Origin of the sequence: Nonomuraea sp. NPDC001636, assembly GCF_040298265.1 — a bacterium.
In the GTDB taxonomy this organism is placed as follows: Bacteria; Actinomycetota; Actinomycetes; order Streptosporangiales; family Streptosporangiaceae; genus Nonomuraea.
On sequence record NZ_JBEOZT010000065.1, the window covers coordinates 1 to 10101 of the forward strand.

At 70.9% G+C, this 10101-nt stretch carries 8 protein-coding genes and 1 pseudogene; 2 read left to right on the forward strand and 7 right to left on the reverse strand.

Annotated features, from left to right (window positions below; translation table 11 throughout):
- Window positions 1-301: 301 nt before the first annotated feature.
- From ABT158_RS50390 to ABT158_RS50415, 6 genes are all read right to left on the reverse strand, one after another.
- Window positions 302-1114 (reverse strand): class I SAM-dependent methyltransferase, encoded by an 813-nt coding sequence (locus tag ABT158_RS50390; protein WP_352366498.1) that lies wholly within the window; start codon window positions 1112-1114, stop codon window positions 302-304.
- 9 nt (window positions 1115-1123) lie between these two features.
- Entirely contained in the window at window positions 1124-1579 is a 456-nt protein-coding gene (locus tag ABT158_RS50395) for a GbsR/MarR family transcriptional regulator (protein WP_352366500.1), read from the reverse strand.
- Window positions 1580-1612: 33 nt separating this feature from the next.
- Window positions 1613-2542 carry an alpha/beta hydrolase gene (locus ABT158_RS50400; RefSeq protein ID WP_352366502.1) on the reverse strand — a complete coding sequence of 310 codons (930 nt, stop codon included), beginning with the start codon at window positions 2540-2542 and terminating at the stop codon, window positions 1613-1615.
- A 149-nt stretch (window positions 2543-2691) separates the two neighbouring features.
- The gene (locus tag ABT158_RS50405) at window positions 2692-3456 is read right to left on the reverse strand and encodes an ABC-2 transporter permease (protein WP_352366504.1); all 765 of its coding nucleotides are present in this window, start codon (window positions 3454-3456) and stop codon (window positions 2692-2694) included.
- A gap of 43 nt (window positions 3457-3499) precedes the next feature.
- Window positions 3500-5008, reverse strand: coding sequence for an ABC transporter permease subunit (locus ABT158_RS50410; RefSeq protein WP_352366506.1), 1509 nt, complete (start codon window positions 5006-5008; stop codon window positions 3500-3502).
- A 101-nt stretch (window positions 5009-5109) separates the two neighbouring features.
- Window positions 5110-6027: an ATP-binding cassette domain-containing protein gene (locus ABT158_RS50415; RefSeq protein WP_352366508.1), complete on the reverse strand. Its 918-nt coding sequence runs from the start codon at window positions 6025-6027 to the stop codon at window positions 5110-5112.
- Between the two features lie 511 nt (window positions 6028-6538).
- Here ABT158_RS50415 and ABT158_RS50420 point away from each other — a divergent pair.
- The gene (locus ABT158_RS50420) at window positions 6539-7447 is read left to right on the forward strand and encodes an LLM class flavin-dependent oxidoreductase (protein ID WP_352366509.1); all 909 of its coding nucleotides are present in this window, start codon (window positions 6539-6541) and stop codon (window positions 7445-7447) included.
- 250 nt (window positions 7448-7697) lie between these two features.
- Here ABT158_RS50420 and ABT158_RS50425 read toward each other — a convergent pair whose 3' ends face one another.
- Complete coding sequence (locus ABT158_RS50425) at window positions 7698-8006, reverse strand: alpha-amylase inhibitor (protein ID WP_352366511.1); 309 nt, start codon at window positions 8004-8006, stop codon at window positions 7698-7700.
- A gap of 781 nt (window positions 8007-8787) precedes the next feature.
- Here ABT158_RS50425 and ABT158_RS50430 point away from each other — a divergent pair.
- Window positions 8788-10032, forward strand: a pseudogene (locus ABT158_RS50430) (IS30 family transposase).
- The last annotated feature ends 69 nt before the right edge of the window (window positions 10033-10101 follow it).

Genomic DNA, 10101 nt, shown 5'->3' on the forward strand with positions numbered 1-10101 from the left:
GGCGAGTACTTCGAGGATCAGGTGCCGGACACCGCCGGGGGCGAACTCGGCCGGGTTCCCTCGGATGTCGGCGAGGTGGCCGAGGTCGACGTCGGTCGCCCAGTCATGGGTGGTGTTACGCCAGGAGGATCGGGATGTGCTCACCACAGCACCCTAGTCACGGCTCAGAAGGGTCGGTGAGCGTGCTGGGTGACCAGCAGGTGCCGTGCCCTGCCGGCTGGGGCATGGCTCGCCGTCGGCCACTTGGCTACGTCCACAGGCTGAAGGAACGCCGCTTGTCGCCACCGCCGCCCGCACGCACTCAGAACCGGTAGCGGAGAATGCGTGCCCCTTGCCGAGACAAGGCCGTGCTGCGGGCGGTGAGACGGGTCAGCGCGCGCAGGGGTTGCGGGAACCAGGCTGTTTCCGGGGCGCGGGTGAGGATCTGCTCCTCGATCAGTTCGAGGCCGGCGTCCCAGGACTCGGGTTCGTGCGGGTCGTCGAAGCCCTGGGCGGCTTTGATGCCGAGCGCCTTGATGGTCGGGTGGTACTTCATGGCCCAGGCGGCGAAGCGGGTGTAGCCGTTGAGCGCGAGCTCGCCCGAAGGGAAATGGCCGGACAGCGCGCGGGTCATCCGTTGGAAGGAGTCGCCGGGCATGAAGGGGAGCAGCCCCTCGGCGACGATCATCGCCGGCCGGTCACCGGGGATGGCTGTGAGCCAGTCGGAGCCGGTGAGGTCGGCTCCGACCAGGTGGGAACGGCCGGGCAGGCATTCGGATCGCAGGCCCACCACTTCAGGGAAGTCGATGTCGTACCAGTCGACGCCGGGCGGGGGATCACAGCGGAACACCCGGGTGTCCAGGCCGCAGCCCAGGTCGAGCACCACGCATCCGGGATGAGCGGCGACGTAGGCGCGGACGACGCCGTCGAGCTTCTTGGCGCGCAGTGCCGTGGTGAGGACGAGGTTGGGCTTGACCTTCAGCTTGCCGAAGTCGTAATCGATGCTGCGGGCCAGTTCGGCGGAGAGCGTGTCGCCGAGGATGGGGCTGGGCCGCCCGGCGTCCAGGGCTCTGGCGTGGAGAGTGAGCAGCAGCGTTTCCTGGATCAGCCCGAGCTCGGGTTGCCAGCGGTGCATGGGGGTTCCTTAACGGCGTAGCGGATGACGGGCCGCGAGGTTCTGCAGCCACGTCAGGGAGTCGTGGGCGGCTTTGATGCGCTCGGTGCGGTGTCCCTCGCCGCCCGCGATGTCGAGCCCTTCGTCGGCGATCTCGCCGAACGCGCTCAGGCCTTCGAGCTTGCGCTGGATGACCTTCTGCCAGGCGTCGTCCTCGATGCGGTAGTAGGAGACGCGATCGCCGGGCCTTCTCACCTTCTTGACCAGGCCGATGGCCGTGAGGAAACGCATGTTCGAGGTGAGTGAGGCCCGGCTGGCCTGGATCACGTCCGCGATCTGGCCGGCGGACTGCTCGGCCGGATCGCAGATCATGAGCCAGCCGAGGATGCGTCCGGTGATGGGCGGCAGCCCCCACTCCTCGACGCAGAAGGCGGCCACCCGTTCCACCCAGCGGAGCAGCCGGTCCTGCTGTTGCTCAGTGCTCATGGTCGCGTCCTCCGTTGTTGATCGTGTGCCGGTTCACTGTGTCATGGCGGCCACCGACTCGTAGGTGGGTGTCGGGGTGATGTCCGCGAGCCGGGTCCTGCGCAGGTGGAGGTTGAACCAGTCGATCGCGAGCGCCGTCGCCTCTTCCAGGCCCGGGCCGGTGTACAGCCCGAGCACGTCGTAGGGCAGCACCGCGAGCCGCTTGGGCTCGCCCGCCTTGGCGAAGGCGCTCTGCGCCTCCTCCAGCATGTGGTACGGGTCCCAGCCGCCGTTGGCGATCATCAGCAGCGGCGTCGGCGTGAGCCGGTGGATGAGGTTCTCGGGTGCGAAGGTGAGCAGGTGCTCGGCCGAGTCGAGGGTCTTCTCGTTGCGGTAGGTGGGAAACAGGCGGGTCGACATGTCCGGGGTGTCCTTCACGCTGTCGCCCTCCAGCGTCAGGTGCGGCACGCGGGCGCTCTGCCCGCCTTCGTAGCGCCGCTGCCAGTCCTGCTGCAGTCGGTCGCGCAGCGCGTGGACACCGGCCCGGCCCAGGAGGCGTTCCAGGTACCGCCATCCGTTCCACACGCTGGGGCTCTGCACGACGACGCACTTGATGCGCCGATCGAGCACGGCGGCTTGGGCCGCCACCGACCCGCCGATGCTCACCCCCCACACCCCGATGCGCTCCGGCTGCACTTCGGGGCGGGTCTGCAGGTATGACACAGCGCTGCGGAAGTCCTCCACCTGCCGCTCCGGGTAGTCCAGGCCGCGCGGCTCGCCTTCGCTGGAGCCGACCGTGCGGTAGTCGATGGCCAGCACCGCGAAGCCGGCCTCGACGAAGTACGGCGCGAAGAACGCCAGCGCCTCCTTGACCATCACCCCGCTGTGCCCGAGCACCAGCCCGGGGACCGGGTCGCTCGTCTCGGGCAGGTAGAGATCACCCGCGCAGCGGGTGCCGACGCTGTTGAAGGTCACGCGTTCCATGGCTTGCTCCGCACACATTGGCTAGTTATTTCAAACATGACTGAAATAGCTAGCAATGTCAATCCAGAAGGCTACGCGGCGAAGAGGTGGCGCCCCGCCGCTCCCAGGCCGCACGACAGCCGCCAGGCCCACCGGGATCCGGCCGGCGGCTATGCGTCGCGCAGCCGTAGAAGCAGCCCGCCGCCCAGGAGCGCCGCGGTGGCCCAGGCCGCGAGTACGCCGAGGCCGGCCCATGGGCTGAGGGGGAGGCCGGCGAGGTTGGTGGTGGCCTGGATGGCGAGCCCGGCGTTCATCGGGGAGAGCTGCCAGAGCAGCCGCTGCCAGTCATCGTCGGCGATCATGAGGATGAGTGCGGGGAAGAGGTAGAGCAGGCCGAGCACGACCCCGATGGCGGTGGCGGAGTCCCGTACGGCGGTGGCGACCCCCAGGCTGAACAGGGCGACCAGCGCCAGATAGAGGACCGAGCCGACGGCGGCGCGCACCATGGGACCGCTGGTGAGGACGAGCAGGTCGGCGGGGAAGCCGTTGTCGAGCAGGATGCGCCGCGCGGCCAGCGCGGAGGCGGGCACGGCGACGCTCCCGGCGATCAGGGTCAGGCCGACCAGAATGATCGCCTTCGCGGCCAGGACGCCGGCCCGGCGCGGCATGGCGGTCAGGGTGAGGCGGATCATGCCGGTGCCGTATTCGCCGGTGACCGCCAGGACGGCCAGGATGGCGACGACCGCCTGGCTCACCTGGACCCCGAAGAGGCCGATTCTGGCGGGGTCGTAGCCGCAGCCTTCCGAGGCGCAGGACACCACGGCGGAGGCCGCGACGCTGACGGCGACGGTCAGCACCACGATCGCGAGCAGCAGCCAGCCGGTGCCGGGCAGGGTACGGAGTTTCGTCCACTCCGCATGCAGGTGCGCTCTCATGCACTCCTCCCGCGACGCCGGAAGAGGGCCCGATGGGGATGTCTCATGCGTCCCTCCGCCCAAGCCGGCGGACGGCCAGGCCGAGGGCGAGCGCGGCATAGCCGGCCAGCACGGCCAGGCCGGCCCACGGCGGCAGCGGGTAGAACCCGGCGATGGGGGAGTAGTGGCCGAGCACGTGCGCGTACTGCGGGATGCTCTGCTGGATGGCGAAGCCGGCCGCCGGGGTGAGGCGCAGCAGCCATTGCGCCGCGCTGTCGGGCAGGACCGAGGTGGTGGCCAGGACGTGCGGGACCACGATCACCGCGATCGCGGTGATGACCGCCGCGACGCTGCGCCGCAGCAGCGCGCCGAGCGCGAGGGCGAGCACGGCGGCCAGCGCGAACAGCGCCGCCAGGCCGACCACGATGCGCACCTGGGTGAGCAGGGACACCGGGACGACGGCGTTGCCGTTGTCGCGCAGAATCCGCCCGCCGACCGTGAACGTGATCGCGACGGCGGGCAGCGCGGCGGCGAAGGTGACCAGGCCGAGCGCCAGCGCCTTGGCCGCCAGCATCCGGCCGCGACGCGGGCCGGCCAGCAGGGTGACGCGGATCAGGCCGTGCCGGTACTCGGCGGTGACGAACATGACCGCCACCACGATCACCAGGACCAGCCCGATCAGCGCGCTGCTGAGAGGACGCTCGGCGGTCGGGCCCTCGATGGTCGGCGCGATGTCGCCGACGCCGGTGACGGAGAAGGTGCCGCCGGACCGGCTGGCGCGGCCCGGGTGGTGCTCGGCACCGTCGGGACCGATGGTGACGCCGATGTCGTCGTTTCGCCACGTGCCAGGCGTGCTGCCCTGCAGCTCGACCTGGTCGAACTCGCCGGTGGCTTCGGTGAAGCGGGCCGCCGCGACGGACCCGCCGAGATCCCCCTGCGTGACCGTCAGATCCCCCGGGGAGGTCGCGAACAACCCGACCTGTACGGTCGCCGGTAGCCCGGCCAAGGTTGCGGTGCCGATCTCGGTCCAGTTCGTGCCGTCGGCGGACTCGTACCCGGTGAGGGTGTCGCCGGCGCGGGTCAGCCGCAGCCAGCGCGGCGACTGCCGGGAGACGCCGCCCGCCCGGCCGGCCACGTCGTGGGTGAAGTTGTGCTGCATCCGCACTCCGTGCGCGCCGGTCATCATCACCGCCGCGTAGGCAGAGCCCTGCTCGGTGCTCTCCTTGATCATGACTCCGGCCTTCGCCCACGGCACGAGGCCGGCGACCTCGTTCCGCACTCCGGGGGTGACGTCGGGCTTACGGATCTTGCCGGTCATGGAGGTGAGGCGGACGGTGATGCCGCCGTCCCCGGCCAGCGGCCGGTGCGCGAAAAAGAACTTGTCGTCCACCGCTTCGCCGTCCGGCCCCGTCAGCGGCGGTGGGCAGGCGACCTCGACCGGACCGGCGCCGCACGAGGCGTGATTGCTGGACGCGGACAGCAGCCCGAGCAGCACGGTGACCAGCGCCGCTGCCGTCAGGGCGACCACCCAGCCGCGCACCGTCCTGAACTTGGTCCACTCGGCCCGCAGCAACCGCCCGAACCCTCCGCGCCCGGCCCGCGGTTCCGAGCCGGGTGCGGAGCTGGGTGCGGAGCGGTCTGAGGAGCGGTCTGAGGAGCGGCTCGAAAGGGCGCTCATCGTGCCGCTCCCCGGTATTCGACCGTATCGGCGGTGAGGTCCATGTAGGCCTGCTCCAGCGTCACCCGGTGCGTCGCCACCTCGGAGAACGGCACCGCGCCAGCGTTGAGTACGGCCACGATGTGCTCCGACGGCAGCCCTGAGACGACGATCGTGTCGCGATCGGTGACGGCCATGGTGGCGCCTGCCTGGCCCAGCGCGGACATCGCCGCCGCGCGCGCCGCCGTCCGCAGTGTGACCCGGCCGCGGGAGGCGGTCGTGATGAGATCGGCCACGCTGGTGTCGGCGATGACGCGGCCCTTGCCCACCACCACGAGATGGTCGGCGGTGTCCTCCAGTTCGCTCATCAGATGGCTGGACACCAGCACGGCCCGCCCTTCGCCGGCCAGCGACCGCAGGAATCCGCGCATCCACACAATGCCCTCGGGATCCAGGCCGTTGACCGGCTCGTCCAGCATGAGCACCGGCGGGTCCCCGAGCAACGCGGCCGCGATGCCGAGCCGCTGCCGCATGCCCAGCGAGAAGCCGCCCGCCTTGCGCCGGGCGGCGGACTGCATCCCCACCTGTCGGAGCACCTCGTCGACCCGCCTGCCGTCCAGGCCCTGGGAGTGGGCCAGCCACAGCAGGTGGTTGCGCGCGGTGCGGCTCGGCTGCAGCGCCCCGGCATCCAGCAGCGCGCCGACGTGGGTGAGCGGGTTGCGCAGGCCGGCGTACGGCCGGCCGCCGATGAGCGCCTGGCCCTCGTCGGCCGCGTCCAGGCCGAGGATCACCCGCATCGTGGTGGACTTGCCCGCCCCGTTGGGGCCGACGAACCCGGTGACCCGGCCGGGCAGCACGGTGAACGACATGCCGTCCAGCGCCAGGGTCGGACCGAACCGTTTGCGCAGCCCGCTGACTTCGATGGTTGCTTGCATGCGGTCTGTTGTACGGACCCGGCCCTAACAGGGGCCGAACAGAGGCCGTCACACCACTGTGAGGTCCGGTGCGGCATCGTGGAACCAGGCGAACGTGGCGATGAACCGGCCCGTACCGTACGACTGCGCTTCGCCGCTGACGTTCTTTGATCCCGCGGCACGTGGGTGAGTCGCCCAAGGCCGCGGTGGACTACGTGGCCGGTCAAGTCAAGGTCGAGTCGGTCGATCGAGCGGCACCGGGCCCAGGTGCGGGACGCTCTGGGCTTCCAGGAGTCGACCCGGGCGGATGAGGACGCGCTGGCCGACAAGTTCTGCCCGATGGCGTCACGGAGCAGGGATTGCGTGCGGCGCCCTTGAGTACGGGCACCGGGCCACCCCCACGGCCCGCATCCTGCCTCGCCTGCCCAACGGCCGCCAGGCCGGGCCGGTGTTCCTGGCCGACCGGCGCGCCCCTACCTCCGGCCCCCGCACGATTGACCTCAAGCCCGCCTGAGGTTGCATAGTCGGCCGCATGAAGAGCTTTGAGATCGGTGTGATCCTTCCCGGCGTCGGCGAGCAGCGCACAAGGGGCCTCGACCTGCGGGAGGCCGCCCGGCACGCGGAGGACGCCGGATTGGACGGCGTCTGGCACGGCGACCACCTGGCCATCGGCGCGCCGACCCTGGACGCGTCGATCGCGCTGGCCACCGCGGCCGCCGTCACGTCGAGGATCAGGATCGGCGCAAGCGTGTTCGTCCCGGCGATCCGGCCGCTGGCCTGGGTGGCCAAGCAGGTCGCGAGCCTGCAGCACGTGTCGGGCGGCAGGCTGGTCCTGGGCGTCGGCTCGGGCGGCGGGCCGGGGCAGTGGGCCGCCGCCGGGGTGGCGTACGGGCGGCGCGGACGCCGTACGGACACCGCGCTGGAACTGCTCCCCGAGCTGCTGGCCGGGAAGGAGACCCGGCTGCCGGACGAGCCGGGGCAGCCGCCGGTCACGCTGTCCCCGGCCGCGGCCATGCCGCCCGTGTGGGTGGGCAACGCGTCGGAGGCGGCGATCCGGCGGGCGGCGCGGCTGGGCGAGGGCTGGTTCCCCTCGCTGATCTCCCCGCTGGAGGTCGCCGAGGGACGGGCACGGCTGGCCGAACTGGCCGGGCAGGCAGGCCGTCCCGTTCCGGTCGTCGCCATCGGTTGCGCCGCCGCGCTGGGAGGCGGGCCCGACGTCCCGTCCCGGGCTCAGGTGGCGTCCGGGATCAGCGCCGGTTACGGCCGTCCGCTTGAGGACGTGCTGCCGATCCCCCTCACCGGCCACCCCGAGGAGGCCGCCGGACGGCTGAACGACTACCGCGCGGCCGGGGCGAGCCACGCGGTCGTCGGGATCTCGGGCGGCGACTGGCGGCGGCAGGTGGACCTCCTGGCGGAGGTGCGAACCCTCCTGCACGGGTGACGTCCCGGACGAACCGCGGCGCGGCAGTCGTCAACCTCTGCAACGGGTGGCTCTCGGCGTGCATTGGCCGGCACCATCGTTGATTCCGCATCACCGCGATGCCGAGCTCGCCGCGCATGACCACGATCAACAGACCGCGCCGTACGCTGGGCGGGAGCCGGACGGGTTCGCGCCATCCCTGCGCCACGCCCGCCCTACGTCCCTGTAGCCGTCGGGGGCGCCGGATCGCAGGCGCCCCCTCCCGTCAGCGTCAGGCGCACCACCAGCGGATGCCCTGGTACTGGCGGCCCCAGCGCTGCCACCACGAGGTGTAGCCCTGGTGCGGGGCCACGGTCAGGCAGTCGGAGTCCGGCCCGCGCCGCTTGACCTGGTAGGTGACGGAGTATTTGCAGTTGTTGATGACTCGCACCTTGTGGGTCATCTTGGTCGTCCAGTGCGTGACGCTGACGCAGCTGGGACCGGCCTGAGCCGTGGTGGCCTGCGCGGGCGCGGCGGCCAGGCCCCCCAGGCCGATCGCACCAGCGACGAGGGCGGTGCCGAGCTTGGCGGTGATGTTCATGTCCCCTCTTCCTTCGTCCGCTTTCGGATGAGGAGAACGTAGGCCGCCCGGTGTTGAGCCCCTGTTGAGCCCGCGTTGAGCGGCCACCCTCACCGGGGTGGTCAGGGCGCGGGCGGGTGCCGGTAGCGGATCCGGATGTCGCCCCGGCTGTGGCCGGCGAGGCGGCCCGGAGCTCCTACAGCCCCGGCCGGCCGCCGATCGTGATCAGTGGGTGCGGCGGCGGGGCATCTGGACCTCGGTGACCTTGGCGACGGCCTCAGGTCCGGGTTTGACGTAACGCATGGCAGTGCCCATGATGAGCTGGAGCGGCACCTTTCCCTCGCCGAGGTGGGTGGCGGCGCTGTGCCGCAGCTGGTGCAGATCGAGGCCGGCGTATTTCTCCAGCAGGACGCGGGCGCGGTCGTAGCCGAGGCGGGCGCGACCGGCATGCGGGCAGATGCCGGCGGCCGCCGGGCGTCGAGCGGGGACCGGGCGCCGCTTACACCTGCTACTACTCCGACAGAGTCAGCAACTCCGGGCCCTGGCGCTTCAACCACCGTCCCTGGAGTCCCTTACTACGGCAGTTTCGACCCCAGCAGTGACGCCGTCCGCGGCCGAAACTGCTCGATCGAGAGCCGCGCCAGAACCCTGGCCGGCCGGGGCGACACGCGCGCGTGGACCTGCCGGGAAACCCCAGGAACCCCCGCTCATGGCGGGGGAGAGCTGCGCCCGGAGAGAGCCCCCGGCCCCCTTGAACCCTTCCTTCTAGCGGTCGTCGCAACACCCCAGGTTGGGGAGTGCGATGGAAGAGTTCGAGATCCGCAAGATCCGATCTCCGCAGGGCCCGAAGAAGCTGACCCGTGAGCGGGAGGAATACTTCCGGCTTATGGATCAAGGTTTCAGCAGCCGGGAAGCGTGCCGGATCGTTGGGATCAACATCCGGACCGGGAAGCGGTGGCGCAACGGCTGGAATCGCACCAAATGGAACAAGGGGGCACCGCCCGAATCACGGACGGTGCCCCCACCGGGCGAGTCCCGCTATCTGCGGGAGACGAGCGGATCTACATCGCCGACCGGGTACGAGAGAGAGCGGCGATCCGCGAGATCGCCCGCGAGCTGGGCCGTGCGCCGTCCACCATCAGTCGGGAGATCCGCCGTAACCGGCACCCCACAGGCGGCCAGTACCGGCCGCACGCCGCTCAGGCCCGAGCCGACGCGCGCCGGCCCCGCCCCAAGCCCAGCAAGATTGGCCAGAACCCCGAGTTACGGGCCTACATTCAAGAGCACCTGCACAAGCGCTGGAGCCCCAGAGCAGATCGTCCAGAGCCTGCGCCGGACCTTCCCCGAGCGGGCGGAGATGCACGTGTGCCACGAGACCATCTACCAGGCGCTCTATGTCCAAGGCCGCGGCGAGCTGCGCCGCGAGCTGACCCGGGCGCTGCGCACCGGCCGCGCCATGCGCAAGCCCCGCCGCCTGGCCCAGCAACGCCAGCCCCGCTACAGCGCACCCATGGTCATGCTCAGCGAGCGGCCCGCCGAAGCTGACGACCGGGCCGTCCCCGGCCACTGGGAAGGGGACTGCATCATCGGCAAGAACGGCAGCTCGGCCATCGGCACGCTGGTCGAGCGCACCACCCGCTACGTGATGCTCCTCCACCTGCCCATCGACCGCAGCGCCGAGCGCATGCGCGACGCCCTGGTGGAGACCATGGCCACACTGCCCGCCCACCTCAAGCGCGCCCTCACCTGGGACCAGGGCAGCGAGATGGGCCGCCACCACGAGTTCACCGTCGTCGCCGACATGCCCGTCTACTTCTGTGACCCGGCCAGTCCATGGCAGCGCGGCTCCAACGAGAACACCAACGGCCTGCTGCGCCAGTACTTCCCCAAGGGCACCGACCTGTCCGTCCACACCCGCGAGGAGCTCGACGCCGTCGCCGCCGAACTCAACGCCAGACCACGAAAGACGCTCAACTGGGACACCCCAGCGGAGCGTCTCGCCATGCTGCTCACCGCCAGCAACGGGACTGTAAGAACAACGGTGTAACTCCTGATCATGGAGGACACCCCTGATGAGTACTGTGATCCAGGCATCGACGGAGATCGACCTGGAGGA